The sequence below is a fragment of the Photorhabdus thracensis genome, assembly GCF_001010285.1.
In the GTDB taxonomy this organism is placed as follows: domain Bacteria; phylum Pseudomonadota; class Gammaproteobacteria; order Enterobacterales; family Enterobacteriaceae; genus Photorhabdus; species Photorhabdus temperata.
On sequence record NZ_CP011104.1, the window covers coordinates 3521198 to 3547994 of the forward strand.

Sequence of the window (26797 nt, forward strand, 5' to 3'; positions counted from 1 at the left end):
AGAATGGGTGGCGGGAGCAAATAACTAACAGCAAACTACAAATTAATTGCGTTGAAAACAGCCTTTGTCAGACATGAAAGCTGTTCCGGTTGAATAATATACGGTGGCATCAGATAAATCAGCTTACCAAATGGCCTTATCCAGACACCGTCAGAAACAAAATGGTGTTGTAACACTGCCATATTCACCGGTTGTTTCATCTCCACCACCCCAATGGCGCCTAATACCCGAACATCAGCCACTTTTGCATGTAATTTTAATGGCATCAACTCAGTGCTTAATTGGTTTTCAATCGATTTAATGCGCTGTTGCCAAGGGCTTGCTAACAACAATTTCAAACTGGCCTCTGCGACAGCACAAGCTAATGGATTTCCCATAAATGTTGGGCCGTGCATAAAACAGCCAGCTTCACCATTGCTGATCGTTTCGGCTACTTTACGGGTTGTCAGCGTTGCTGATAGCGTCATATAGCCGCCAGTCAGCGCTTTTCCCACACATAAAATATCCGGTTCAATTTCAGCGTGTTCACAAGCAAACAATTTTCCTGTACGGCCAAAACCGGTGGCAATTTCATCGGCAATTAACAGAATCTGATGCTGATCACAGAGCATTCTGACCTGGCGCAGATATTCAGGATGATAAATCCGCATTCCTCCGGCACCTTGTACAATAGGTTCCAGGATAACCGCAGCAATATCACTGGAATACTGCTCCAGCAAAGTACGGAATGAAATGATATCCCGTTCATCCCAAAGAGAATCAAATCCACATTCAGGTGATTCGGCAAACAGATGTGGTGGCAGATAACCTTTGTAGAGATTATGCATCGAATTGTCGGGATCACAGACAGACATAGCGCCGAACGTATCACCATGATAACCGTGACGTAATGTCAGAATACGCTGACGTTTCTCACCTTTTGCCTGCCAGTATTGCAACGCCATTTTCAGGGCCACTTCCACCGCAACAGAACCTGAATCAGCCAGAAAGACGCACTCAAGCGATGGTGGCGTAATGTCCACTAATTGCCGGCAAAGTGCGACCGCGGATGGATGGGTAATTCCACCAAACATGACATGGGACATCTTATCAATCTGAATCTTAGCTGCCTGATTCAGTATCGGATGGTTATATCCATGAATGGCAGACCACCATGAGGACATGCCATCGATCAGCTTACGGCCATCAGTGAGTTCCAGCTCCACACCAGAGGCGCTGACAACAGGATAAACCGGAAGTGGCTTGGTCATAGAGGTATAAGGATGCCAGATATGGCGCAGATCAAATTCAATATCGGAAGAAGTCATAAGGCTATATGTAAACTAATTTATTTAAAATAGGTTGACAGTATAACGACATTATTTAAACTGACGAGACTTTTTTCACACTGGAGATGTCATTGTGATTGAACGTAAGCAATGGACAATTAAGCAGGCACAAGAACTGTTTGATAAACCTTTTTTCGAATTATTATTTCAAGCTCAACAGATTCACCGTATGCATTTTGATCCGCAGCAGGTACAGGTCAGTACATTACTTTCCATCAAAACAGGCGCTTGTCCGGAAGATTGCAAATATTGCCCGCAAAGCTCCCGCTATAAAACTGGCCTTGAAAAAGAGCGGTTAATGGAAGTGGAGAAAGTGATTGATTCTGCTCGTAAGGCTAAAAAAGCAGGTTCAACACGTTTTTGTATGGGTGCCGCGTGGAAAAACCCTCATGAACGGGATATGCCTTATCTGGAAAAAATGGTTAAGGAAGTCAAAGCATTAGGGATGGAAACCTGCATGACGCTTGGTATGCTTGATGGTTCACAAGCGCAGCGGCTGGCGGAAGCGGGATTAGATTACTACAACCACAACCTTGATACCTCTCCGGAATTTTATGGCAACATCATTACTACCCGGACCTATCAGGACCGGTTGGATACGCTCGATAAGGTGCGGGATGCGGGAATAAAAGTTTGCTCTGGTGGTATTGTCGGCTTGGGTGAAGAGATCCGTGATCGGGCTGCGTTATTGGTGCAACTGGCAAACCTGCCAAAACCGCCGGAAAGTGTACCCATTAACATGCTGGTAAAAGTCAAAGGCACGCCGTTGGCTGATAACGAAGATGTGGACGCTTTTGATTTTATCCGCACGATTGCGGTTGCCAGGATCATGATGCCAGCTTCTCATGTCCGGTTATCCGCTGGTCGTGAACAGATGAATGAGCAGACGCAGGCAATGTGTTTTATGGCGGGCGCCAATTCTATTTTCTATGGCTGTAAGTTGTTGACTACGCCTAATCCGGGTGAAGATAAAGATTTACAACTGTTCCGAAAATTGGGCATTAACCCTCAACAGACTCAAACAGCATTCGGTGATAATCAGCAGCAACAGCATCTGGCAGAAGCGATCATCAATGCGGATAACGAACAATTTTATAATGCGGCATTGTAATGGATTGGTCAGCGTATCTTTCCCGGCAATTATCCGAGCGTCGGGACTCTTCTCTATGGCGTCAGCGGCAGGTTAATCAGCAATCAGACGGGCGTTTCCTGTATACCACTGAAGGAAAATATCTTAATTTTTCCAGTAATGATTACCTGGGATTAAGCGCGAATCCCGCAGTCATTTCCGCATGGCAGCGGGGGGCTGAACAATATGGTGTTGGCAGTGGGGGTTCAGGCCATATTACGGGTTATACAAACGCTCATCAGCAGTTGGAACAACAATTGGCTGACTGGCTGGGTTATCCAAAAGCATTACTCTTTATTTCAGGATATTCTGCTAATCAGGGGGTAATTGCAGCGTTAATGACGAAAGCGGATCGGATTATTGCCGATCGCCTGAGTCATGCTTCATTGTTGGAAGCTGCTATGCATTCATCCGCTCAATTACGTCGTTTTCGCCATAATCAACCTGCATCACTTGCGGATTTACTGGCAAACCCCTGTGTTGGAAAAACACTGGTGGTGACCGAAGGGGTGTTCAGTATGGATGGCGACTGCGCTCCGCTGGCCGATATTTATCAGCAAACCCGCGTTTCGGGTAGCTGGCTAATGGTGGATGATGCACATGGTATTGGTGTCTGTGGTGAACAGGGCCGGGGAAGCTGCTGGCAACAGAAAGTAAAACCGGAAATTTTGGTTGTCACTTTTGGCAAAGCGTTTGGATTGAGTGGTGCCGCGGTACTTTGCGATGAGCAGACGGCAGAATATCTGATTCAGTATGCCCGTCATCTTATTTACAGCACTTCTATGCCTCCGGCGCAGGCACAGGCGATTTCTGAAGCGATCCGGCAGATACAATCTGGTGATGAGCTGCGCCAACGATTACAGCAAAATATTGATGACTTCCGCCGGCAGGTACAGAAATTGCCATTCAACCTGACAGATTCAACTACGGCGATTCAGCCATTGATTATGAGTGATAATGAGTTGAGTGTGTCTTTATCTCAATATCTGCAACAAAAAGGAATTTGGGTTAAAGCGATTCGTCCTCCGACAGTACCGCCAGGCAGTGCCAGATTACGTATTACTCTGACTGCCAGCCATACGCAGCAAGATATTGATATATTGACGGAGGCGCTATATGAGTTCTGTAGCTGAATGTGTCGATAAACGGGCTGTTGCTTGCGCATTTGGGCGTGCTGCCGCCAATTATGATGTGGTAGCAAAATTGCAGCAGCAAACCGGCGAATTCCTCATGCAACAAATCAGTGGGCATCCTGGCAGAGTAGTATTGGATGCCGGCTGCGGTACCGGTTTTTTTAGTCATCGCTGGCGGCAACAGGGGAGACAGGTTATCGCGCTGGATTTGGCATCAGGTATGTTAGCTCATGCTCGTGAAAAGCAGGCAGCAGATTATTACCTGCAAGGCGATATTGAACATTTAGGGCTTGCTGACAGCAGTGTTGATATCTGTTTCAGTAATTTGGTTGTTCAATGGTGCGATAATTTATCTGGTGTTTTAACTGAGCTTTATCGGGTAACCCGCCCTGGTGGATTGATTCTGTTTTCCACATTGGCCCAAGGCTCATTACATGAATTGCAGCAAGCCTGGAGTGCGGTTGATAACTATCAGCATATTAATCATTTTCTGCCCCAGCAGATGATTAAAGATGCCTGTCAGGATTTTCGGCACCGTCTTATCAGTCAGGTTTATCGCCAACAATATTCGCATATATTGCCACTATTAGGTTCCCTGAAAGGGATTGGAGCGACTCATCTTCATTGTGGGCGACAACAGGGACTGATGACCCGTGGTCGGTTGACTGCTTTGGAGCAGGCTTACCCTCGGGAAGATAAACATTTACCTCTCAGCTATCAGGTTGTTTTTGGAGTGATTTATCGTGACTAAGAGCTGGTTTTTAACGGGTACAGATACCGAAGTAGGTAAAACCGTTGTAAGTTGTGCTTTGCTACAGGCTGCGACTAAAGCAGGATATAAAACAGCAGGTTATAAACCCGTCGCTTCCGGCAGTGAAATAACACCGGAAGGTGTCCGTAATGCGGATGCACTGGCATTATTGGCAAACAGTTCTGTGCCTTTACAATATGAGGAAGTGAATCCGCTGGTATTTGTTGAAGCGACATCACCACACATTGTTAGCGCTGATTTAAATCAACCTATTGATTTTTCTGTTATGTCTGCGGGGCTGCATCATCTGGAAAAGAAAGCCGACTGGGTTTTAGTCGAAGGCGCTGGTGGTTGGTATACGCCTTTATCGGAATCGGCGACTTTTGCTGACTGGGTGATTAAAGAGCAATTACCGGTTATTCTGACCGTGGGTGTGAAACTTGGTTGTATTAATCACGCGATACTCACCTCAGAAGCTATCAGAAGTTCAGGATTATATTTCGCGGGTTGGATAGCGAATGAAGTTGAACCCGCAAGCAAGCGTCAGAAAGAATATCTGGCGACATTAGAACGCATGTTACCTGCGCCTTTATTGGGTACTATTCCTCATTTAACGCAAGAATATCTTAATTATTCAGGTGAATATATAGATTTTAAATTATTGGTTAATTGAATTATGCTCTCGTTTTCGTTCCATTGGGCGTCAAATTCCGGTTTCAAACGCGAGCCGTTACACCTACCTCTATTTCACCTAATCTGATAAGTTTTTCTGTAAGTATGCGATCCATTAAATCAGGGCGATAAATCACGGAATCTGGCATAAGTGTTTATCCTACAATATGATGATATATATGTATTTTGTCGCTTTTGAGTAGTGTTGATAATAGAAAACTGGAAGTGTATAGTACCCGATAGGTTGGTGATAGGAACCAATGGCCTTATATGGTGTATGACCTTTCGCAAAGACCTCGGATTTTGACCCCAGCTTAAGCTGGGGTTTTTTCGTTTATATTACGAAAGGATGGAAAAGTGTGGGGCATTATTCTATGCTGCGATCGCTGCGGTTAAATAGTTCTCTGTTTCTTCACCCAATTTTACTCCAGAGTACCAATGCTCAAATTGTGCCAACTTCATTGATCGTGGATTCGACAAACGCTGAGGAAATAGGTTCTCCATATCGGTATATTTCTCCATATCGGTATATTTCTCCATAATTGGGGTTATTCTCAATGTAGGTAAACATTTCATCTATGCGTTAAGAGATACCTTCTATACTATACTTCGGCGAGTTTTTTATTGACTGTGTCATCTGCGGGTTGGTTTATATAACGCCTGAATATCTTTCTTACCAGGTATATAGGGCCTACACCCAAAATAGAATAAACGACTTTAATTATAAATTGGGCAATAATCATTTCTTTTATGATATCGATACTGAGAACACCATAAAAAGCAATTGAGCAGAATATTATACTGTCGAATGCCGAGGCAATGACAGTACTGGTTATCACTCTGAGGAAAAGATACTTTGAATTTGTGAGAGACTTTATTTTGCAAAGAAGATACGAATTTATATTCTCAGAGATAAAATAAGCAAGAGATGATGCCAGTAGTACCGAGACAATACTATTAATTATGCCACTATAAGTTACACCAAACTCCCATCCGGGAACACCTGGCATCAGTGCGGTGGCCCAAAGCCCCAGAACAAACAGTAAATTCGCGGCAAAGGAGATAATAATCGTTCTTCTTGCCAGGCGTAACCCATAGAATTCGTTTAGAATATCAACCAGAAGGAAAGTGATTGGGTAAATAAAAACGCCGGGCGGAGTGACGATATCAATAATAGGGATATGAATGGGCTTCACACCACATATTGTGGAGAAAATATAAATAACACTGAGTGCGACGCTGATAAGTAAATACGCTTGCCACGAACGCTCATGACGATCCCCGAGTTCATAAGCTGTGACAATGTTGCTGTGGCTGTATAATTTCCGATATAGCGTACTGAGTTCATGCCTGCTCAAATCTTCTGAAATATCACTATCGACCAGCTCTTTCAGCCCCATGGTAATGGTCTTGCCCGTCGCAAGTACCATGATATTTGCTGATAATTTACCGTACCGTGTAAATCCCAATAACTTAAATTTCTGGTTTGCGGTCATTTATAGCCTTTCTCCTATGATATAACCTAAAAATTGAGCGTATTTAGGGTATCTTCTGTCTATGCTGTCATCATCTTTCTCTTGCCGGATAAAGAACCCGATGTCTTTAGAGTAGTACAGTAATGGGGTGTTAGTGACTAACGCGGGAGGGCGTTTTATGATGATCACCTCACCGGGTATAAATGTATCCCCTATTTCCGATTCGACTTTAATCGCCAGCATATTTGATTCATCGCCAAAGAAATAGGTCAGCGGGTACTCGGTAACAAGCTGGCCTATCTTTTTCCCGGAAACAGATAAAAATTCAGATTGTGGAATGATGGGGATGGCTGACGGATTTTTATTACCTTCAGTTGAAAGCGTTTCATTGAGACGTTCTAGTTGTTCAAGGTCATAATTTTCTATTTCTTCACAGGAAACACCGAAAAAATCGGAGATCCGGAGGATAGTAGATTGTTGAACGTTATTAACTTGCCCTTCCAGAATTTTATAAATGGTTGTACGGGTTAATCCTGTTCGATTGGAAAAGGAACTCTTGGTTTCGCCACGGGTACGTATCAAATACTCTATATTCTTAATGATATTTGTTTTTCGCTGTGCATTAGACGTTTTCATAAAAATCCTTTATGTAAAAATTACTGCATAACTATATATTATTCAATGATATTGTCCCGTATGAGAAAGCCACTCACTGTAATAGTTTATTGATTTTACTTTAATATATTATCTTTATGGCTATTTATATTAGCACATCTTGTGTCGGAAAATGCGCGTGGAGTTACATTTATATTTTAAAAATAAAAATTAAATCATAGTATTAAGTTGGATGCATTATAAAGTTTACACAAAAATGAACTTTATGTTTCTTTTTATGTTGACTTTATGGACCCCATTACAATAATGTTAAGTTGTGTTGATGTGTTTTCTGGCAGTTAGAGAGCATCAACCAAAATATTATTCCTATTATAAACCCCTCGGGGAAGAGCTACTTCAACCTTCGAGTTTAAACACTGGTTATTTCTTTTAGCACTAGGGAAGCACTGTAAAATAAGGAAGTGAAATAAACATTAGGACTTAAATTAGTAAATTGATTAAATGGTAACACAGTTAAATCACCGGGAAATGGCAATATAAAAATGCTTGGGAACAGCAATAGATTGAAATTGTGGATGATAGATACAAAGTAGGTCTTTTGATCGAAAATAGCCAGCAGAATATTGGACATTTTGCCAGGGCAGTGTAGATCTGATATTTTTGTATCTATCGTTTTTTTAAAGCTCTCTATGGAGTTCATCTTGTAAAATAGGGGAATACTGATGTGAATTAATTTACTTATCAAGGATATACTGTATATCCTGGTTAAAAGATGAGTTTTACTCATATCAATAAGGTGGTTTTATTTTTCTGGCGAATGCTTATTAGTATAGCCAAAAATGTTATCGATAATATTGAATCTACTGTTGCTGAAAACAGAAAAAACAGTGATAAACCTTATTATCGAAATGAAAATATTCATTTTATTTCTTCTCAGGTGGAAAATTATCACCATCTCTTCTGGTGTAAACAGGTTTGATACTGGAAAACTGTTTACCGGTTATTTCCTATTGAATGAAAATTCTGCTGCGAAGTCGGTATGGTTTGTTGCTGTTTAAAAAAACAGTAAAAATTTTTATTGGTAGAGGATACCTCTTTTGTGGAATGATGCTGCAACCTCATACAGCTAATAGGGTTTGTAGAGTTATCCACTATTCCTGTGGATAACCTTGTGTATTAGGCTTAGAAAAGTTGCGTAACGCAAGAAAATACGCGGCTTTCATTAAGGTTGATGTTATTCTCGTCTTTGTTTTAATTTTATTTAATATCAATAAGATAACTAAAATCAAGCCTTGTTTGACCAGTGATGATGCCCTGTGTTGTCACCTTTCAGTCGATTATATAAAAAATGAAAAAATCAAGGTGATTTTGGGGATAACATGGTATTTATTTTGATGTCAACCAATTTTTAATTAATAGGGAAATGGTCCAAATTGAGCCGGTTTTTACAAAACTGACTTGAAGCTGGTTTTTTATCCAGTATTATAGACGGCTTAATGCTAGGAAAGTGAGATATCTATGAGTAAGGTGTTCAAATTACATTCTGACTTCCAACCGGGTGGTGATCAACCAGAGGCTATTCACCGATTGCAGGAAGGGCTGGAGGACGGGCTTGCCCACCAGACTCTGTTGGGTGTAACGGGGTCAGGTAAAACATTCACTATTGCTAATGTGATAGCGAATTTAAACCGGCCAACAATGGTACTTGCGCCAAACAAGACACTAGCAGCTCAACTTTACAGTGAAATGAAGGAATTTTTCCCAGAGAATGCGGTGGAGTACTTTGTTTCTTACTACGATTATTACCAACCTGAAGCTTATGTTCCCAGTTCTGATACTTTTATCGAAAAAGATGCTTCAGTAAACGAGCACATTGAACAAATGCGTTTGTCCGCCACGAAGGCTTTGCTGGAGCGGCGGGATGTCATCGTGGTTGCATCTGTATCGGCTATTTATGGTTTGGGTGATCCGGACAGCTACCTGAAAATGATGCTCCACCTGACCAATGGCATGATTATCGATCAACGTGCCATTCTGCGGCGTTTGGCTGAATTGCAATATACCCGTAATGATCAGGCATTTCAGCGGGGGACATTCAGGGTACGCGGTGAAGTGATTGATATCTTCCCGGCTGAATCTGATGAGCACGCTTTGCGTGTTGAATTATTTGATGATGAGGTGGAACGGTTATCACTGTTTGATCCGCTGACGGGACAGATTGAATATCATGTTCCACGATATACTGTTTATCCGAAAACTCACTATGTGACTCCTCGTGAGCGTATTATTCAGGCAATGGAAGAGATTAAAGTTGAGCTTGAGGAGCGGCGCAAGGTACTGCTGGCAAACGGTAAGTTGTTGGAAGAACAGCGTATTACTCAGCGTACCCAGTTTGATTTGGAAATGATGAATGAATTGGGTTACTGCTCCGGCATTGAAAACTACTCTCGTTACCTCTCCGGACGTGCAGAAGGAGAGCCGCCTCCGACATTATTTGATTATCTTTCTGCTGATGGCCTGTTAGTGGTGGATGAATCACACGTGACAATCCCGCAAATCGGTGGGATGTACCGAGGGGATCGTTCCCGTAAAGAAACGTTGGTGGAATATGGTTTCCGTATGCCTTCCGCATTGGATAACCGCCCGCTGAGATTTGAAGAATTTGAAGCACTAGCTCCACAGACAATTTATGTTTCGGCCACGCCGGGTAAATATGAATTGGAAAAATCCGGTGGGGATGTCGTGGAACAGGTGGTGCGTCCTACCGGTTTGCTTGATCCTGAAATAGAAGTTCGCCCAGTAACCACTCAGGTTGATGACTTACTGTCTGAAATCCGCATCCGGGCGGTGAAAAATGAGCGGGTGCTGGTCACTACGCTGACCAAGCGAATGGCGGAGGATTTAACTGAATATTTGGAAGAACATGGTGAGCGGGTTCGCTATTTGCACTCAGATATTGATACTGTCGAACGTGTGGAAATTATTCGGGATCTTCGTTTAGGTGAGTTTGATGTATTAGTGGGTATTAACTTGCTGAGGGAAGGGTTGGACATGCCAGAAGTTTCTCTGGTGGCGATTCTTGATGCTGATAAAGAGGGTTTCTTGCGTTCTGAGCGTTCATTAATTCAAACGATTGGGCGTGCAGCTCGCAATTTGCATGGTAAGGCGATTCTTTATGGCGATAAGATCACCGATTCAATGGCGAAAGCGATTGGGGAGACGGAACGTCGTCGTGCTAAACAACAAGTATTTAATCAAGAGCACGGCATTGTTCCAACAGGTTTGAATAAGAAGATCAGTGATATTCTGCAAATTGGTCAGCCTGCGGGTAGCAAAGGGAAGGGCAGAAGTAAGGTGGTGGTTGCGCCGGAAGAATTCAGCAAGCTGTCCGCCAAAGAGCTGGAAAACAAAATCCGCGAGCTGGAAGCGAAAATGTACCAGCATGCGCAGGATCTTGAATTCGAGCAGGCGGCGAGTGTTCGGGATCAGGTTCAGGCATTGCGTGAGCAATTTATTGCCAATTCCTGATTAACCAAGGTCTTGCAGGGTATTTTCTAACGCCTGATGCAGTAATTCACGGTCGTGGCGGTAGGGAATATCCTGTGCTTCCAGTATTTGTTGAGTAATAATCCGGTCGCTAAGTTCGCTGATATCTGTACAGGGGCCAACAATGACCGCGTTGATCATCCGGCAGCCAATTTTATTTTCCATTATTTCCAGTTTATCTTTCAGGGTTAACCCAGCGGCGGCGGTACTTAATTCTTTCCCAAGATTACCAATATAAATCATACTGGCGTTGCTGCGGCGTAGTGCCTGAGTTAAATCTTCAAGTAAAAGCAATGGCATCAGACTGGTAAAGAAGCTTCCAGGCCCGATAATAATCAGGTCCGCCTGAGTGATAGCATCCAGCGCCTCTTTTGTCGCCATCGCTGGGGGGTAAAGCATCAACTCCTGTGGCATACAATTCAATTGATCGATATTGACTTCGCCATAGATGGTGTTGCCTTGATCATCTATCGCCATCAGGTCAACGGGTTGTTCAGACATGGGAATAAGATGAGCATTCACTTTCAGCAGGCTGCGGACTAAATTAATTGCTTCAAGTGGTCTGACACTCAGATGATCCAACGCCTTAAGCATCAGATTACCCAGGTTATGACCTGCCAGTTCCCCGTTACCACTGAAACGGTATTCAAACATTGCTGATGCTACGCTGGGTTCGGTAATAAGCTGATTTAAACAATTGCGGGTATCTCCCCAGGCAATACCGCCTTCAGAGCGCCGGATCCTGCCGGTTGAGCCGCCATTATCTGTCGTGGTGACAATACCTGTCAGGCGGGAGCCTAATGATGAAAGAGAGGACATAACGCGCCCAAGGCCATGACCTCCACCGAGGGCAACTACCCGATCTAAATCGGCTAATGTGCGGTTTCGCATAGAATTCCTGTTGCTGACTGAACTTATATTTACCGAGTAATTTTAGCGTAATTTATTATAAAACACGATTAACCGAAAAAGTGCCGTGATTTGGCGCAATATTTTAATTAATCAACACCAATAGAACTGTCTGCTATTTGTTCTGACATTGGCTAAGTCATTGTATATTAAATTATATAACGAAAGTGGATGTTCGCCTTTTTCCTTCTTAAGCGCTAGAATTGATATTGAGAACGTCGTTTTACATTAAATCATAGATATTGAAATTAACTCCTAGCCTCTGCGTCTAAGTCACCGTTTTACACAGCGATATGATGTTTTGGCCGTGGCCACTGAGTCACCAAGATGTAGGGCAGAAATGCCCGCGTCTCCCATATTTGGAAAGGTGTTATTGTGGAACAACTCGTAGATGCTTTTGCCCGCAAATTTTATTATTTGAGGCTGTCAATCACCGATGTCTGTAATTTCCGGTGTACTTATTGCCTGCCGGATGGCTATAAGCCCCGCGGGCATCACTCCTTTTTGACATTATCTGAAATCCGTCTTGTTAGCCGGGCATTTGCCGATCTTGGTACAGAGAAAATCCGTTTGACAGGTGGTGAACCAACCATGCGCCGTGATTTCACGGATATCATTTCTGTTATCCGTGAGAATAAGTTAATCAGAACCCTTGCTGTAACTACCAATGGTTATCGAATGGAACGGAATGTTGCCGGGTGGAAAGAGGCAGGTTTAACCGCAGTGAATGTCAGTATGGACTCGCTTGATCCCCGTCAGTTTCATGCGATTACCGGACAAGATAAATTCTTTCAGGTGATGCGTGGTATTGATGCGGCATTTGCAGCGGGTTTCAGTAAGGTGAAAATCAACGTGGTGCTGATGAAAAATATCAATGACATCAGCCTGCCGGCTTTCCTGCACTGGATAAAAGATCGCCCTATCCAATTGAGATTTATTGAATTAATGGAAACTGGTGATGGTGGCGAAATGTTTCGCAAATACCATATTTCTGGTGAAACTATCCGGGAACGCTTGCTGCATGATGGCTGGCATCAGCTTCAACGCTCACGCAGTGATGGTCCGGCACAGGTTTTTAGCCATCCTGATTATCAGGGGGAAATTGGTCTGATTATGCCTTATGAGAGAGATTTCTGCCGAAGTTGTAATCGCTTGCGTGTTTCCGCAATAGGTAATCTTCACTTATGCCTGTTTGGTGAACAGGGGATACCACTGCGTGATTTATTATCGAGTAAAGAGCAACTCGATGATTTGAAATTGCGCATTCAGGGGGGACTGCGCCACAAACGGGAAACCCATTTCCTTCATCAGGGTGACAGCGGTATCACCCCAAATCTTTCTGTCATTGGCGGTTAATTTACTGCCTGGTATTGTTATTTTTTCAGGAGCAAAGAATGTCTCAATTGACCCACATTAATTCTACTGGTGAAGCCCATATGGTTGATGTCTCTGCTAAAGCCGAAACAGAACGTGAGGCGCGGGCAGAGGCTTTTATTGAAATGACGCCGGAAACACTGGCAATGATTATTGACGGCAGTCATCACAAAGGGGATGTGTTTGCAACAGCCCGGATTGCGGGTATTCAGGCGGCGAAACGTACATGGGAATTAATTCCGCTTTGTCATCCATTACTGATAACGAAAGTCGAAGTTCAGTTGGAAGTGCAGGCAGAATATAACCGGGTGAGAATTGAGTCCTGTTGCCGTCTGACAGGAAAAACCGGCGTTGAAATGGAGGCGTTGACAGCGGCATCCGTCGCGGCGCTGACTATTTATGATATGTGTAAAGCAGTACAGAAAGATATGGTCATCGGGCCGGTTCGTTTGCTGGAGAAACGGGGTGGGCGATTAGAGCATTTTAAGGTGGAAGAATGATTAAAGTACTCTTTTTTGCTCAAGTACGTGAGCTGGTAGGGACTGATTCACTGGAGCTGGATAATAATCATCCAACTGTTGAGGGTCTGAGAAAGGCATTAATATCAAAAGGTGAGCGTTGGGCTATGGCGCTGGAAGATGGAAAACTCCTGTCAGCAGTAAACCAAACTTTTGTTCATGGTGGGCATCCATTACAGGATGGCGATGAAGTGGCTTTTTTCCCGCCAGTGACTGGGGGGTGATTAATGGAAAACACGCGTATATTTGTTGGCCCGGAAAATTTCAGTGTGGGGGATGAGCACCAATGGCTTTCTCAATGTGATGAAGATGGGGCTATCGTTACTTTCACGGGAAAAGTTCGTCATCATAATCTGGGTGACCGAGTGAGTGTACTGAGACTGGAACACTATCCCGGAATGACGGAAAAAGCGTTACAAAATATTGTCGCCGAAGCACGGGATCGCTGGCCATTGCAGCGCATCAGCGTTATCCATCGGATAGGTGCGCTTTACCCTGGTGATGAAATTGTGTTTGTTGGTGTGACAAGCGCCCATCGTCATATGGCTTTTGAAGCTACTGAATTTATTATGGATTATTTGAAAACAAAGGCGCCTTTCTGGAAAAAAGAGTCCTTGTCTGATGGTGACCGTTGGGTTGAATCCCGCGAGAGCGATCAAGAAGCAGCGAGACGCTGGTTATGAAGGCATTTTCTATTTTTGCGAAACGCTTCGAAAACTGATCAGATAGATGAACTGCCTATACGAGTAATTATTGAATGGTTAATTGTTTTGATTATATTCTGTGATAATGTATAAAACTTGAGTGGGTTGTTGATATTAAAACAGCCCGAATTTCTAAACACTGTCATAGAAGGTAAGCGCCATGGATCGTTATCCACGCTCAAATGGTTCTATAATCCAGCAGGCTGGAACCGGCCTGCAAACTTATATGGCCCAAGTTTATGGTTGGATGACTTGTGGCCTGTTGTTAACAGCGTTTGTGGCTTGGTATGCGTCACAGAGCGAGGTTGTTGTTGCATTTATTTTCTCAAACTCAATTGTTTTCTATGGGCTGATTATTGCTCAATTGGGACTGGTTTTCGTTCTTTCCGGTTTGATTAACCGTATGAACGGTTCATTAGCGACAGGGCTGTTTATGCTGTATTCAGCTCTGACTGGGCTGACGCTTTCCAGTATTTTTAAAATATATACTGGTGATTCCATTGCTACCACTTTTGTCGTGACTGCGGGCATGTTTGGTGCGCTGAGTTTTTACGGTTATACCACCAAGCGTAGTTTGAGTGGCCTTGGCAGCTTCCTGTTTATGGGGCTTATCGGCATCATTCTGGCTTCTCTGGTTAACTATTGGTTAAAGAGTGAAACGTTGATGTGGGCGATAACCTACATTGGTGTGGTTATTTTTGCGGGCTTGACCGCTTATGACACTCAGAAACTGAAAGAAATGGGTGAAAATCTGGATGTGAATGATAAAGAGAATCTGCGTAAATTCTCTATTGTCGGCGCGCTGACCCTGTATCTGGACTTCATTAATATGTTCTTGATGCTGCTGCGTATTTTTGGCGATCGCCGTTAAATTCATCGATCTGTTTCTGATAAAGCCCTGCATAATTGAAATGCAGGGCCGTTTTTATCAAGCAATTTTCCGTCGAAATAACCAGTAAGCAAGATTACCGGTTATGGCAGTGATTGCCAGAAGGGGCCACAAGCTTCGCCAGATAACAGCGAAATCGGCATCTTTGAGATAAATCTGTTTGGTTATGTCATTAAAATGCCAAATAGGATTAACCCAGGTGAGATCTTGTAACCATCCAGGCATATTTTCAACCGGAGAAATGTAACCAGAGATCAAGATGGCGGGCATGATAAAGACAAATACGCCAATAAACGCCTGTTGCTGAGTGTAACAAAGAGAAGAGATTAACAAGCCAAATCCCACCAGCGATAAGCTGTATATCAACATGGATAAATAGAACAGCGGTAGTGAGCCGGAAAATGGGATTTGATAGCAAAAGATACCAATAGCCAGCACTAAAGTTGCCTGAAAAGTCGCCACGACTACAGCAGGAACCGCTTTACCAATGAAAATCTGCCAGGTGGTCATAGGTGAAACCAGTAACTGGTCCAGCGTTCCTTGCTCTCTTTCCCGGGCAATTGACAATGCAGTGACCGTTAATATCCCGACCGTGGTAATCAGTGCAACCAGAGAAGGTACGACAAACCATTTATAATCCAGATTGGGGTTGTACCAGTTGCGGATCACCAATTCACTGTTATTGGCTTTCGGCATATTACCCATTAGCTCTTGTTGATAGTTCAGGACAATTTCCTGGATATAGCCGGCAGCAATTTGAGCACTGTTAGAATTACGACCATCCAGCAGTACTTGAAGAGAAACGGGATCATGGCTGGCAATTTTAGCACTGAAATCTTGTGGGAAACGAACCAGTAGTAAGGCTTTTTGGTGATCGATTATTGGCTGTATCTCTTGTGAATGGGTCAACAATATCACGTCAGGAAATGCTTTTGATTTTGCTAGCCGTTGAGTCAGCTCGATAGAAGCTTTGCCTTTGTCCTCATCAAAAATAGCGATGGTAGCGTTAGTGACGTCAAGCGTTGCCGACAGTGGAAATAGGATCATTTGAAAGATAACCGGCATAACCAATATGGCCCGTGTCTGCGGATCTCTGAGCAGAGACTGTAATTCTTTAATAATCAGTGTGTAAAGACGATAAAACATGGTAATTCCTTCTTAATCCAGGCGCCGCGGGGTTTTCCATGCAGTCAGGCCAATAAACAAAATTGCGGAAGCAATCAGCAGTAACAGGTTTATCATCAATATCGTACTGATATTTCCAGCCAGAAAGAGCGTGTGCAGGCTACTGACAAAATAACGGGCAGGGATGAAATAGGTCACGGCCTGAATAAACGCAGGCATACTGTTTATTTCAAAAATAAAGCCGGAAAGCATAATTGCAGGCAGAAAGGCGACATTCAACGCTATCATTGCCGCATTAAATTGGTTGCGTGTAATGGTGGAGATTAAAAGCCCGATACCAAGGGCAGTGGCTAGGTAGAGACTGGTGATCGCAGACAATATCCATAGCGAGCCTCGATAGGGGACATCCAGCACAAATACAGCGACCAGCATACAGAGCGTCATGGCGAGCGATCCAAGCACTTGATAAGGCAAAAGCTTGGAAAGCAGTAATTCGGTACGGGTAATTTGGGTGGAAAGCAGGGCTTCCATCGTACCGCGCTCCCATTCACGGGCAACAACCAATGATGTCAGAATGGCGCCAACGACAGTGATGATAATGGTGATTGCGCCGGGAATGATGAAATGCTGGCTGATGGTTGCCGGATTGAACCAATAACGGACTTGCATATCAATCAATGGATTAGCCGGGTTTCCCTGATCCTGCCCCCTTTGTTGCAACCAAATCTGCCATACGCCTTTGGCGTAATTTTGCACAAAGCTTGCGGTGTTTGGTTCACTGCCATCAGTAATGACTTGAATTTGTGCTTTACCATCAGAACGGGCAAGTTGAGCATCGAAATTTACAGGAATGACAATCAGTCCACGTATTTCTCCTGATTGCATCATATTAATTAATTGCTGACGGTTATCGCTGATTTTAGGCTCAATATAGGGCGAACCGGCAAAAGCCTGTATTAACTCGCGGGCATCTTCACTTTGTTGTTCCACCAGAATACCAATACGGACTGTGCTGGAGTCGAGATTAATGCCGTATCCGAAGATAAACAGCAGAATCAGTGGAATGACAATAGAAATTAACCCGCTGGTGGGATCACGTAAGATCTGTTTTGTCTCTTTGATACAAAGTGCTTTCAGTCGCCACCAGGAGAAGCGGACAGCCTTCTGTGGAGCATGTTGCTTTGGATTGCTCATTGCGGCTCCTCATCGTAATTAACGACCAAATCAATAAATGCCTGTTCCATTGATGGATCAGGGTTTTCATCGGTAGCGACCAACTGTTTCAAATCGTCCGGTGTGCCGGCGGCAATCAGTTTTCCGCGAAATACTAGCCCTATCCGGTCACAATATTCGGCTTCATCCATAAAGTGAGTAGTCACCATAACGGTGACGCCTTTATCTACCATGCCATTGATATGTAACCAAAATTCACGTCGTATTTGCGGATCGACACCCGAAGTCGGTTCGTCCAGAAATAGAATATCTGGTTCATGCATCAGTGAGCAGGAAAGGGCAAGGCGTTGTTTATATCCCAATGGCAATTCGTCGGTTGTCTGATGTAAAACAGATTTGAGATTGAAGGCTTCGACCATCCCGTCAATTTTCTCTTTTTGTTTGCGCCCTTGCAGGCCATAAATGCCTGAAAAGAATTTCAGGTTCTGTTCAACCGTCAAGTTACCGTACAGTGAAAATTTTTGCGCCATATAACCCAGATGCTGACGGGCTTTCCCGGAACTGGTTTTCAAATCCATCCCCAATACCAGCGCCTTACCGCCAGTCGGCACCATGAGTCCGCACATCATTTTGAACGTTGTGGATTTACCGGCACCATTTGGACCCAGCAGGCCAAAAATTTCTCCGCGTTTCACCTGAAAATCAACATGATCAGTGGCAGCAAAATCACCAAATTTCTTGGTTAAATCCTGTGCTTCAATCACCGTTTCTGTGGGATTAGCTTCAATCTGTGGCATGATTTCCGCCAGTTCCGAGCGGCGGGCAGGATCACCGCCGAGTAAATCAATAAAAGCATCTTCAAAGCGGGGAGCCGCTTTAATGATTTCAGCATCAGGCAGTGCAAGCTGATTAAGCAGTTCTTGCGGCGAGACATCAGGTTTAAGAATAAGACGAACATATTTTCCCTGAATCACGCCATCGGTTACCTGTGGCAAAGTAAGGGCGCGTTGCAGCGTTTTTCTACGGGAATTCTGTTTAGCGCCAAGCAGGAAAGAACGTCCGGACATTGTTTGGGTCAGTTTCTGTGGTTGCCCGTTATAGAGCAATTTTCCCTGGTTGAGTAACAGAACATCGCGGCACCGTTCAGCTTCATCCAGATAGGAAGTACTCCAGAGGATCAGCATGCCATCATCTGCCAGCTCATGAACCATCCGCCAGAGTTCGCGGCGGGCTATTGGGTCAACACCCACTCCGGGTTCGTCCAGTAGCAGAACTTTGGGCTTGCCGAGCAGAGTACAGGCCAGCCCCAGCTTTTGCTTCATGCCGCCTGAAAGCTTGCCCGCCAGTCGTCCGGTAAAATGGGTCAGGTCAGTAAAAGTGAGTAATTGCTCATAGGTTTTTTTACGTTCATCACCCAGTACACCGCGTAGATCTGCATACAGATTCAGGTTTTCTAAAACCGTCAGATCTTCATACAGGCCAAATTTCTGGGGCATATAGCCCAGTTCAAAGCGTACTTGTACACCATGTTTAATCGGATCAAGCCCCATTATTTCAATAGAACCACTATCTGGTTTCAGTAAACCAGCCAACATGCGTATCAGCGTGGTTTTTCCTGCCCCATCCGGCCCCACAAGCCCGGTAACAGAGCCGCCGTAGATCTCTGCGGTCAAGCTGGATACCGCAGGATTATTCAGGCCAGGAAAAGTTTTCTCTACTTTTTCTAACCTTATCGTATATACAGAGCTGTTCATCACAGCCCCTTATGCGTCTGAATCAGAAAAATGCAGGGTAACCGGCATACCTTGACGTAGGGAATCATCCGGGTCAGTAACGATAATGCGTAACCGGTAGACCAGATCGGTGCGCAGATCAGGTGTCTCGACATTCTTTGGTGTAAATTCGGCTGTTGGTGAAATAAAGCCAATTTTACCGTGATAGGGTTTATCTTTACGGCTGTCAGTGTAGAGTAAAATTTCACGTCCTGGTGTTGCTTGTCCAAGATAGCTTTCACTGATGTAGGCCCTTACCCAAACAGGATGGGTCAGAGAAAGCGTAAACACGGTATTGCCCGCCGCCAGCATTGTACCCGGTTCAATGGCGCGGGTTAGGATAGTACCGGGTGTGGGGGAAGTCAGGTGAGTATCTTGTAAATCCAGTTCAGATTGAGCGACAGCCGCCTCAGCTTGAGCGAGCTGGCCTTTGGCTTCTGCAATTTCTTCTTTACGGTAGCCGGTTTCGAATTGGTTAAGTTTATCTTTTGCCGCTTGTAAAGCAGCCAGCGCTTGATTGCGGTTAGTTTTGGCATTGTCCAGTTCGTTGGCCGAAATCATTTTACTTTGCCATAAACCTTGCTGGCGTTTGAAGAAACTGTCAGCGAAATGCCAGGCGGCTTCACGTTGTGTCACTTCTGATCGCACTTGCGCAACTTCTTCCGTGCGATAACCCTCTTCCATCATCGCCAGGCGTGCTTTAGCACTATCGCGTGTGGCTTGCGCTTTATTGAGCGCGTTAATAAATGGTGCATTGTCCAGCTGACCGATCACCTGATTAGCATTGATAACATCACCTTCATCAACTTGCAGGTTGGCAAGTTTGCCACCAACCCGGAAGCTGAGGTTGACAGTGCGTATATCTACGTTGCCGTAGAGTGTCAGCGTTTTATCATTTTTATCTTGATAATAGTAACTTCCTAAAATAGCGCCAAGAATAGCAGCGACAACTAATATTGTGAGGGCGAGTTTCTTGTTGTTCATGATCTTCCTTATTCTTTTATTTATTTGAATTATATTTTTTCAGTCCATTCAGTAATAAATCAATATGCTGGATGAGGATCTGATCAATTAATTTATATTCTTCTGGCCCGATATTATTCCAGCCTGTCTGACGTAATAAGGTTTCCCGCGCCATTCGGAAAGAGAGAATTTCACCCATCAGAGCGTGAGTATGGAGCATGGTGGAAAGTTGATGTTCACTAGCACCGATATAGCAGGCGATCAGTTTATTTAATCTGTTGTGGAGAGGCGCCAGAGCTTGCTCATGGATGAGGGTATAAGCATCAGTGGGCGCGAGTTGCTCTCTGGCCATGATCCGGCTGATATTAATGCTCTCTTTTTCAATCATCAGGCGGTTAACGCCAAGAAATCCTTCGTGAATCATCCGCAATATATTGTCTGGTGAATAAGGTGCTGATGATGAAAAAAAATCATCAATCTCTTTAAAAAGATGAGTGAACTCAGTCTTGATTGTGTCAGTAATATGCTGAGCAACGGCCTGATAGAGTCCCTCTTTAGAGCCAAAATAGTAAGCTATGGCAGCAATATTCTGTTGAGCGCGCAAGGCGATTTCTCTGGTTGTCGCGCCGGTTAATCCTGATTTACCGAAAATTTCAAGAGCGGCTTCGAGTAGCTGTTGTTTGGCTTGCTCGCCTCTGGGGGTTTGGACGTTGTTGACTGACATGGACATGAATCCTATTGGAAATAATCAAAAGACTTAAACAAAATATCAATCAAATGGCTAACTCTATACTTATAATAAATCAATGTAAATTGCATAAAAATGTCATGGATCATGAAAACTACGGCGCAAATACCTGTAGTTTTAGTTGCATTATCAGAAAGTATATCTGGTATAATGATTAAAATATGGAGCATTGCAGTTTGTGTTTTTTCCTTTTGTGGTATTTACCGCGTCTGATTTTCTTCCCATAAAACTGCCCCTGAATGTAGTTCAGGAATGGTGAAGTCTGGAGCATTTCTTATTTATGAGTTTTGAATCACTTGGCTTAAGTGCTGATATTTTGCGTGCCATTGAAGAACAAGGTTATTCAGCGCCAACGCCAATCCAACAGCAGGCAATCCCTGTTGTATTAGCAGGTAAAGATTTATTAGCGAGCGCTCAGACTGGCACAGGTAAAACTGCGGGTTTTACTTTACCCATGCTGCAACGGCTCAATGACTCCCCTGTTCAGATGAAAGGGCGCAGGCCGGTCAGAGCGTTAGTCCTGACACCAACCCGTGAATTGGCTGCTCAGGTTGGTGAAAATGTACGTGACTACAGCAAATACCTCAGACTTCGTTCTCTGGTGGTTTTTGGGGGGGTCAGTATTAACCCTCAAATGATGAAATTGCGTGGTGGTGTTGATATTTTAGTCGCGACACCAGGTCGTTTACTGGATCTTGAACACCAGAATGCGGTTGATTTGTCGCGAGTGGAAATTCTGGTATTGGATGAAGCCGACCGTATGCTGGACATGGGTTTTATCCATGATATCCGTCGGGTACTGAATAAGTTACCACCGAAACGGCAAAATTTACTGTTTTCTGCCACTTTCTCCGACGATATCAAAAATTTAGCCAATAAATTATTGCATGATCCTGTCAGTATCGAGGTTGCACGCCGTAACTCCGCTTCTGAACAGATTGAACAATTTGTCCATTTTGTCGATAAAAAGCGTAAAGGTGAGCTGCTTTCTTTCCTGATCGGTAGCCGTAACTGGCAACAGGTTTTGGTCTTTACCCGTACCAAACATGGTGCAAATCGTCTGGCAGAACAGTTAAATAAGGATGGTGTAACTGCTTCAGCCATTCATGGTAACAAAAGCCAGGGGGCCAGAACCCGTGCGCTGGCTGATTTTAAAGATGGCCGCATCAGGGTGCTGGTAGCGACAGATATTGCTGCCCGTGGTCTGGATATTGATCAATTGCCTCATGTCGTGAATTTTGAATTGCCTAATGTTTCTGAGGATTATGTCCACCGTATTGGTCGTACCGGTCGGGCAGATGCAACAGGGCAGGCGCTTTCTCTGGTATGTGTTGATGAGCACAAATTGCTGAAAGATATTGAACGCCTGCTGAAACGGGAGATTCCCCGTATGGCGATTCCCGGATATGAGCCGGACCCAACCATCAAGGCTGAACCTATTCAGAATGGTCGCCAGGGGCGTGGCGATAACCGGCAGAAAAATAGCCATCACCGTTCTGGAGCACCTTCGCGTCAGCGCAGCCGTAATCATGCTGATGTATCAAATAAAGCGTCTAGTGCCAGAGGTTAGCCAATGCGGGTTTTGCTGGCTCCGATGGAAGGGGTGCTGGATTCTTTGGTCAGGGAACTGCTGAGTGAAGTCAATGAGTATGATCTGTGCATTACAGAGTTTTTGCGGGTTGTTGATAGCCTGTTGCCGGTAAAATCGTTTTATAAGCTTTGCCCTGAATTACGTAACCAAAGCCGGACACCGTCCGGCACTTTGGTGCGGGTTCAGCTCCTGGGCCAATATCCGCAATGGTTGGCGGAAAATGCGGCACGGGCGGTTGAATTAGGTTCCTGTGGGGTTGATTTAAATTGCGGTTGCCCGTCAAAAACGGTCAATGGTAGTGGCGGTGGAGCAACGTTGCTGAAAGATCCTGAACTGATTTATCAGGGGGTAAAAGCGATGCGTGAAGCGGTGCCTTCTCATTTACCTGTGACGGTTAAGGTTCGCCTGGGTTGGGATAGTAGTGATCGGCAATTCGAAATTGCTGATGCAGTACAACAAGCGGGTGCGACGGAAATAACGATTCATGGGCGAACCAAAGAGGATGGTTATAAAGCGGAACGCATTAACTGGCAAGCGATTGGTGAAATTCGTCAACGCCTTGTTATTCCGGTGATTGCCAATGGTGAGATTTGGGATTGGCAGAGTGCGCAGGATTGTATGAATGTTACAGGTTGTGATGCTGTCATGATCGGCCGGGGAGCGCTGAATGTTCCCAATTTGAGCAGAGTGGTGAAATATAACGAGCCAAAAATGCCCTGGCAGGGAGTGATTCAATTACTACAAAAATATGTCCGGTTAGAAAAGCAAGGTGATACCGGACAATATCATGTTGCCCGGATTAAACAGTGGCTCGGTTATTTGCGGAAAGAGTACCAAGAAGCGACAACACTCTTTGAGGAGATAAGGAAGCTGAAAACGTCTGCTGATATAGCACATGTGATCTCTTTGATGTGACTGGTGATTAAGAGCAACATTGTCACTGGATTTAGGTGTTCTGAGTACTTTGCGATTTAGGGTATTAAACCAAAAATCAGTGACTACTTGAACGGTTTCAGTCATAAATCCATTCCCATGCCATTGTGGATCTAGCCAGAAACCCCTATTATTATCTTCTTGATCATGTAGCGATATCATTCCTATTATTATTGATGGAACATCCTTCTTTCTTATAGTCCAAAACCATGCATTTCCTTCTGCCATTGATGGCAGCGCGATCTGATTTATAAATTCCGAGGCGCCATCATCTGGGTAGGGCCATGGAGTGCTTGCTGCATTATATTCGTGTCAAGAGAAAGTTTATTTAATTTAATAATAATTACTATAAATGATTCTGGCAGAAATATATTAGCTACCAGTAATAAATGGAACCTTTAATTAAGGTTCCATTTTTGTTAAATTAAAAAAGATTCAATGAAGAAAAGATTATCTGGTATCGACTGTTCCATCTTGAATCATAGATGAGAAGAGATAATTAATGTTGCGGGCAAGGCCATCATTAATCACAACAATATCATAATTAGTCGGTGGATTAGAGCTATCATTAACTTTAATAAAACTCATGCCATATTCTTTGGCATATGCCTCGATATGTTGAAATACGAGTTGTTCAATGAAACCTGGAGAAGGTTCTAACATAGGTGTAGTGAAAGGCAAATCTGGAAAAAGTTGGGTATAATTTTTATTCTTCACCAGTAAGAGAAAACCGCTAACGGGTAGATATAATATTGGGTAGAGAGCTTTAATTTCTTCTAATCCTTTTGTATGCCAGGCTAGGGTAACGATATCTGTACGATTATGGATCCGGAGAAATTTACTTTCATAGCTAGGTAGAGATGTTCCGTTAAAAACAGATTCGGTATAGGATGCAAAAATATCGTTACCGGCAGTTGGGGCAGCAAAGGAGCAAACGTTAATACGAATATTATTGTTTCCTCTATCAAAGTAGCGCCTCTTTAAATATACTCCAAGAGTAGAAGCCATTACACCGCCTAAACTGTGCCCTGTAAGAGTAATATTTTGTATCCCTTCTTCCAGAGCAATTTTATCAATTGCATCGATTAGTGATTCACCATAACCAGGTGTGTTATTGCTTTTTATTTGGTTGATAATATAGTCTAATGTTACGTGTATTCCCTTTGAAATTTTTGCATTTGCAGGGGCTTTTGAGTCCCAGATTGACCAGTTTTCAGTTTTACCTACATTAAAGTTTTCATCATACCAGTTGACATCAGACCATGATCCGCGAATGACAATTCGATAGTCATTTGGGGTTTTGAGATCTTTCACCATGAATAAAACGTGATCGTCTTTCTTATCGACAACACTCGTTTTCTTATCAACACTGCCTACACGAAAAACAGCAGGTCCCCAAATGAGAGAGAATCTATCTGCTGTTGCTTTACTACTTGCTAATGATTTTTGAATATTTTCTGAAACGAGAGTGGGTTCTGGCTCGTCAGTTATTAAACTTCCTGAGCCAATAATAAAGCCTAACGCAAGATTTATTTTTTGATCTTCAAGAGAAATAGTCATTTTTACTTCCAAATTTTTAATATGATAAATATTGATCTGATGTTTCAACTTAAACATCAATAACCAATGTTTTTGGTGTTTCATTAAAATAAAGACAGATTTAAGATTAATAGTAATCTTTAAATCTGTTGGATGGGAGTATATAATTTTTTAATGTTATTTTATTTAACAAAATAAATTATCTATAATTAACTTTAAAGTAAGTGATAAAAAATATGCTATGATATTTGTAATATTACCTATAGGAAATAATTTATATGGATATTTAAAAAATCAAGTGATAATGGATTGACGTTATTTTTTATGATATATAGAAAAAGACGATATTCAGGAGGCGTTTATTGCAATGAATGGAACCTTTAATAAAGGCTCCATTGGTTGATAAATCAAAATAATAAGAGATGGCAAGGTTATGTAATATTGATTTTATCCTTGGTTAGAAACTTGAAGAGATCAACAATACTTTCGGATAGGCTATCATTAACCACAACAATGTCGTAATCAGTCGGTATATTTGAACTATCATCAATGGTAATGAAACTCATACCATACTCTTTGGTATAGGCATAAACATGTTGATTTCCGATATTAGTTAGTAAATTGTCAAATGACGTTATCGGTGATATTGGAATCTCTGAATGAAAAGGTAAATCTGGGAAAATTTGGGTGTATTTTTTATCGTGGACAAGAAGGATAAGAGCATTAATTGTTCCTGTTAATATTGGATAGATAGCTTTAACTTTCTCCAACCCGCGTATGTGCCAGGCTAGGGGAACGACATCTATACAATTATGAATCCTTAGAAAATTACTTTCATAACTGGATGATAATGTTTCATTAAAAACAGATTCCGAATAGGAGGCGAAAATATCATTACCGGCAGTTGGGCCGGCAAAGGCACAAACATTAATGCGAATATTATCGTTTCCTTCATCAAGGTACCGTCTCTTTAGATATAAACCAAGGGTAGAAGCGAGTATGCCTCCCAAACTGTGTCCTGTGATGGTAATATTTTGTATCCCTTCTTTCAGGGCAATTTTATCGATAGCATCAGTTAGCGATTCTCCATAACCCGGAGGATTGTTGCTTTTTATTTGGTTAATAATATAATCTAGTGCCGAATTTGTTCCGTAAGCAATCTTAGCATTTTCAGGCGCTTTTGGATCCCATTTTAACCAGTCTTTAGTTTTACAGACAATCAGGTCTTCATTAATCCAGTTAATATCAGACCATGACCCACGAATAACAACGCGATAGTCATTTGGATCGTGGAGACTTTGTACAATGAATAAAACGTGATCATCCTTTTTATCTATAACACTTTTTTCCTTATCATCACTGCCAACACGAAACACCGCAGGTCCCCAAACGATAGAAAATTTATTTGCTGTAGCTTGACTGCTCTCCAATGATTTTTGAATATTTGCTGAAACGATGCCGGGCTCTGGTTTTTGAGTTTTTATACCTCCAGAATTAATAATAAAGCTCAGTGCGAGATTTAACTTTTGATCTTCACGAGAAATAGACATTTTCACTCCCTATTTTTTCATATGATAAGTGTTAATTCGAGCTATCAGTTTAAAATTTAAGATTTAATTTTTTTAGTCTTCCATTCAGATAAAAACAGGATTTAACTTAAAGTTAATAATAACTTTTAAATCTGTCAAATAAGCGCATAGATTTTTTTGATATTATTTTATTTGGTAATAATGTGAATTATTTATTGTGAAATTAAAACCAGACTATAAGAGTTATATATTGACTAATTATACATAAATATTATTATGGATTATTGCAAAAATAAATGATAATGAATTAATAACGTTCTAATTATATATAAACAAAAATAATTTTATTTATATATTTCAATGATGACTATTTGAATTAAT

Annotated in this window: 23 protein-coding genes, 2 pseudogenes and 1 riboswitch; of the genes and pseudogenes, 12 read left to right on the forward strand and 13 right to left on the reverse strand. The window is 42.8% G+C overall.

The window, feature by feature from the left end:
- Positions 1–35 precede the first annotated feature (35 nt).
- Entirely contained in the window at positions 36–1307 is a 1272-nt protein-coding gene (bioA, locus tag VY86_RS15160) for an adenosylmethionine--8-amino-7-oxononanoate transaminase (RefSeq protein WP_046975564.1), read from the reverse strand.
- 94 nt (positions 1308–1401) lie between these two features.
- On the opposite strand from bioA, the gene bioB reads away from it, so the two are divergent.
- Genes bioB through bioD form a run of 4 tightly spaced genes read left to right on the forward strand, consistent with a single transcriptional unit; the run spans position 1402 to position 5014 of the window.
- Positions 1402–2439, forward strand: coding sequence for a biotin synthase BioB (gene bioB, locus VY86_RS15165; RefSeq protein ID WP_046975565.1), 1038 nt, complete (start codon positions 1402–1404; stop codon positions 2437–2439).
- Positions 2439–3590: an 8-amino-7-oxononanoate synthase gene (bioF, locus tag VY86_RS15170; protein WP_046975566.1), complete on the forward strand. Its 1152-nt coding sequence runs from the start codon at positions 2439–2441 to the stop codon at positions 3588–3590. Before bioB ends, bioF begins: the two co-directional genes overlap by 1 nt.
- Complete coding sequence (gene bioC / locus VY86_RS15175) at positions 3574–4341, forward strand: malonyl-ACP O-methyltransferase BioC (protein WP_046975567.1); 768 nt, start codon at positions 3574–3576, stop codon at positions 4339–4341. Before bioF ends, bioC begins: the two co-directional genes overlap by 17 nt.
- On the forward strand, positions 4334–5014 hold the full coding sequence (bioD, locus tag VY86_RS15180) for a dethiobiotin synthase (RefSeq protein WP_046975568.1): 681 nt from the start codon (positions 4334–4336) through the stop codon (positions 5012–5014). Before bioC ends, bioD begins: the two co-directional genes overlap by 8 nt.
- A gap of 371 nt (positions 5015–5385) precedes the next feature.
- Here bioD and VY86_RS24875 read toward each other — a convergent pair.
- The 3 genes and pseudogenes from VY86_RS24875 to VY86_RS15190 all read right to left on the reverse strand — a co-directional run.
- Positions 5386–5593 (reverse strand): annotated as a pseudogene (locus VY86_RS24875) (ISKra4 family transposase); the annotation flags it as partial.
- 22 nt (positions 5594–5615) lie between these two features.
- On the reverse strand, positions 5616–6509 hold the full coding sequence (locus VY86_RS15185; protein ID WP_046975569.1) for a queuosine precursor transporter: 894 nt from the start codon (positions 6507–6509) through the stop codon (positions 5616–5618).
- Positions 6510–7124, reverse strand: coding sequence for a helix-turn-helix domain-containing protein (locus VY86_RS15190; RefSeq protein ID WP_046975570.1), 615 nt, complete (start codon positions 7122–7124; stop codon positions 6510–6512).
- A 1497-nt stretch (positions 7125–8621) separates the two neighbouring features.
- On the opposite strand from VY86_RS15190, the gene uvrB reads away from it, so the two are divergent.
- Complete coding sequence (gene uvrB, locus VY86_RS15200; RefSeq protein ID WP_046975572.1) at positions 8622–10631, forward strand: excinuclease ABC subunit UvrB; 2010 nt, start codon at positions 8622–8624, stop codon at positions 10629–10631.
- On the opposite strand, the gene yvcK is transcribed toward uvrB, so the two are convergent.
- Positions 10632–11540: a uridine diphosphate-N-acetylglucosamine-binding protein YvcK gene (yvcK, locus tag VY86_RS15205; RefSeq protein ID WP_046975573.1), complete on the reverse strand. Its 909-nt coding sequence runs from the start codon at positions 11538–11540 to the stop codon at positions 10632–10634.
- Between the two features lie 258 nt (positions 11541–11798).
- Positions 11799–11944, forward strand: a riboswitch (molybdenum cofactor riboswitch).
- Between yvcK and moaA the strand changes: the two genes are divergently transcribed.
- The 5 genes from moaA to VY86_RS15230 all read left to right on the forward strand — a co-directional run bounded on the left by moaA (position 11931) and on the right by VY86_RS15230 (position 15025).
- On the forward strand, positions 11931–12914 hold the full coding sequence (gene moaA / locus VY86_RS15210; protein ID WP_193386987.1) for a GTP 3',8-cyclase MoaA: 984 nt from the start codon (positions 11931–11933) through the stop codon (positions 12912–12914). It overlaps the preceding riboswitch by 14 nt.
- A 38-nt stretch (positions 12915–12952) precedes the next feature.
- Entirely contained in the window at positions 12953–13432 is a 480-nt protein-coding gene (moaC, locus tag VY86_RS15215) for a cyclic pyranopterin monophosphate synthase MoaC (RefSeq protein WP_046975575.1), read from the forward strand.
- Positions 13429–13674 carry a molybdopterin synthase sulfur carrier subunit gene (moaD, locus tag VY86_RS15220; protein WP_046975576.1) on the forward strand — a complete coding sequence of 82 codons (246 nt, stop codon included), beginning with the start codon at positions 13429–13431 and terminating at the stop codon, positions 13672–13674. The genes moaC and moaD overlap by 4 nt, the downstream gene beginning before the upstream one ends.
- 3 nt (positions 13675–13677) lie before the next feature.
- Positions 13678–14133 (forward strand): molybdopterin synthase catalytic subunit MoaE, encoded by a 456-nt coding sequence (gene moaE, locus VY86_RS15225; RefSeq protein ID WP_046975577.1) that lies wholly within the window; start codon positions 13678–13680, stop codon positions 14131–14133.
- A 181-nt stretch (positions 14134–14314) separates the two neighbouring features.
- Positions 14315–15025 carry a Bax inhibitor-1/YccA family protein gene (locus VY86_RS15230; protein ID WP_046975578.1) on the forward strand — a complete coding sequence of 237 codons (711 nt, stop codon included), beginning with the start codon at positions 14315–14317 and terminating at the stop codon, positions 15023–15025.
- 57 nt (positions 15026–15082) lie between these two features.
- Here VY86_RS15230 and VY86_RS15235 read toward each other — a convergent pair whose 3' ends face one another.
- Genes VY86_RS15235 through VY86_RS15255 form a run of 5 tightly spaced genes read right to left on the reverse strand, consistent with a single transcriptional unit; the run spans position 15083 to position 20800 of the window.
- Positions 15083–16189: an ABC transporter permease gene (locus tag VY86_RS15235; protein ID WP_046975579.1), complete on the reverse strand. Its 1107-nt coding sequence runs from the start codon at positions 16187–16189 to the stop codon at positions 15083–15085.
- Positions 16190–16201: 12 nt separating this feature from the next.
- Positions 16202–17362 carry an ABC transporter permease gene (locus tag VY86_RS15240; RefSeq protein WP_046975580.1) on the reverse strand — a complete coding sequence of 387 codons (1161 nt, stop codon included), beginning with the start codon at positions 17360–17362 and terminating at the stop codon, positions 16202–16204.
- Complete coding sequence (locus tag VY86_RS15245; RefSeq protein ID WP_046975581.1) at positions 17359–19095, reverse strand: ATP-binding cassette domain-containing protein; 1737 nt, start codon at positions 19093–19095, stop codon at positions 17359–17361. Before VY86_RS15245 ends, VY86_RS15240 begins: the two co-directional genes overlap by 4 nt.
- 9 nt (positions 19096–19104) lie before the next feature.
- A complete protein-coding gene (hlyD, locus tag VY86_RS15250; RefSeq protein WP_046975582.1) occupies positions 19105–20097 on the reverse strand; it encodes a secretion protein HlyD in 993 nt (330 codons plus the stop codon).
- Between the two features lie 16 nt (positions 20098–20113).
- Entirely contained in the window at positions 20114–20800 is a 687-nt protein-coding gene (locus VY86_RS15255; protein WP_046975583.1) for a transcriptional regulator, read from the reverse strand.
- A gap of 304 nt (positions 20801–21104) precedes the next feature.
- On the opposite strand from VY86_RS15255, the gene rhlE reads away from it, so the two are divergent.
- Both rhlE and dusC read left to right on the forward strand, forming a co-directional pair.
- Positions 21105–22394: an ATP-dependent RNA helicase RhlE gene (gene rhlE, locus VY86_RS15265; protein ID WP_046975585.1), complete on the forward strand. Its 1290-nt coding sequence runs from the start codon at positions 21105–21107 to the stop codon at positions 22392–22394.
- 3 nt (positions 22395–22397) lie between these two features.
- Positions 22398–23330, forward strand: a complete 933-nt coding sequence (gene dusC, locus VY86_RS15270; protein ID WP_046975586.1) for a tRNA dihydrouridine(16) synthase DusC — start codon at positions 22398–22400, stop codon at positions 23328–23330.
- 72 nt (positions 23331–23402) lie between these two features.
- On the opposite strand, the pseudogene VY86_RS23600 reads toward dusC, so the two are convergent.
- From VY86_RS23600 to VY86_RS15280, 3 genes and pseudogenes are all read right to left on the reverse strand, one after another.
- A pseudogene (locus VY86_RS23600) lies at positions 23403–23600 on the reverse strand (GNAT family N-acetyltransferase); the annotation flags it as partial.
- A 198-nt stretch (positions 23601–23798) separates the two neighbouring features.
- On the reverse strand, positions 23799–24908 hold the full coding sequence (locus VY86_RS15275) for a lipase family protein (protein ID WP_046976905.1): 1110 nt from the start codon (positions 24906–24908) through the stop codon (positions 23799–23801).
- Between the two features lie 410 nt (positions 24909–25318).
- Positions 25319–26437 (reverse strand): lipase family protein, encoded by a 1119-nt coding sequence (locus VY86_RS15280; protein ID WP_046975587.1) that lies wholly within the window; start codon positions 26435–26437, stop codon positions 25319–25321.
- Positions 26438–26797: the final 360 nt, after the last annotated feature.

What these genes read in the sequence shown, in the direction of transcription:
- bioA (WP_046975564.1), bottom strand. Translation starts at nt 1,307, where the DNA reads ATGACTTCTTCCGATATTGAATTTGATCTGCGCCATATCTGGCATCCT.
- bioF (WP_046975566.1), top strand. Translation starts at nt 2,439, where the DNA reads ATGGATTGGTCAGCGTATCTTTCCCGGCAATTATCCGAGCGTCGGGAC.
- bioC (WP_046975567.1), top strand. Translation starts at nt 3,574, where the DNA reads ATGAGTTCTGTAGCTGAATGTGTCGATAAACGGGCTGTTGCTTGCGCA.
- VY86_RS15185 (WP_046975569.1), bottom strand. Translation starts at nt 6,509, where the DNA reads ATGACCGCAAACCAGAAATTTAAGTTATTGGGATTTACACGGTACGGT.
- VY86_RS15190 (WP_046975570.1), bottom strand. Translation starts at nt 7,124, where the DNA reads ATGAAAACGTCTAATGCACAGCGAAAAACAAATATCATTAAGAATATA.
- uvrB (WP_046975572.1), top strand. Translation starts at nt 8,622, where the DNA reads ATGAGTAAGGTGTTCAAATTACATTCTGACTTCCAACCGGGTGGTGAT.
- yvcK (WP_046975573.1), bottom strand. Translation starts at nt 11,540, where the DNA reads ATGCGAAACCGCACATTAGCCGATTTAGATCGGGTAGTTGCCCTCGGT.
- moaC (WP_046975575.1), top strand. Translation starts at nt 12,953, where the DNA reads ATGTCTCAATTGACCCACATTAATTCTACTGGTGAAGCCCATATGGTT.
- moaD (WP_046975576.1), top strand. Translation starts at nt 13,429, where the DNA reads ATGATTAAAGTACTCTTTTTTGCTCAAGTACGTGAGCTGGTAGGGACT.
- moaE (WP_046975577.1), top strand. Translation starts at nt 13,678, where the DNA reads ATGGAAAACACGCGTATATTTGTTGGCCCGGAAAATTTCAGTGTGGGG.
- VY86_RS15230 (WP_046975578.1), top strand. Translation starts at nt 14,315, where the DNA reads ATGGATCGTTATCCACGCTCAAATGGTTCTATAATCCAGCAGGCTGGA.
- VY86_RS15235 (WP_046975579.1), bottom strand. Translation starts at nt 16,189, where the DNA reads ATGTTTTATCGTCTTTACACACTGATTATTAAAGAATTACAGTCTCTG.
- VY86_RS15240 (WP_046975580.1), bottom strand. Translation starts at nt 17,362, where the DNA reads ATGAGCAATCCAAAGCAACATGCTCCACAGAAGGCTGTCCGCTTCTCC.
- VY86_RS15245 (WP_046975581.1), bottom strand. Translation starts at nt 19,095, where the DNA reads ATGAACAGCTCTGTATATACGATAAGGTTAGAAAAAGTAGAGAAAACT.
- hlyD (WP_046975582.1), bottom strand. Translation starts at nt 20,097, where the DNA reads ATGAACAACAAGAAACTCGCCCTCACAATATTAGTTGTCGCTGCTATT.
- VY86_RS15255 (WP_046975583.1), bottom strand. Translation starts at nt 20,800, where the DNA reads ATGTCAGTCAACAACGTCCAAACCCCCAGAGGCGAGCAAGCCAAACAA.
- rhlE (WP_046975585.1), top strand. Translation starts at nt 21,105, where the DNA reads ATGAGTTTTGAATCACTTGGCTTAAGTGCTGATATTTTGCGTGCCATT.
- dusC (WP_046975586.1), top strand. Translation starts at nt 22,398, where the DNA reads ATGCGGGTTTTGCTGGCTCCGATGGAAGGGGTGCTGGATTCTTTGGTC.
- VY86_RS15275 (WP_046976905.1), bottom strand. Translation starts at nt 24,908, where the DNA reads ATGACTATTTCTCTTGAAGATCAAAAAATAAATCTTGCGTTAGGCTTT.
- VY86_RS15280 (WP_046975587.1), bottom strand. Translation starts at nt 26,437, where the DNA reads ATGTCTATTTCTCGTGAAGATCAAAAGTTAAATCTCGCACTGAGCTTT.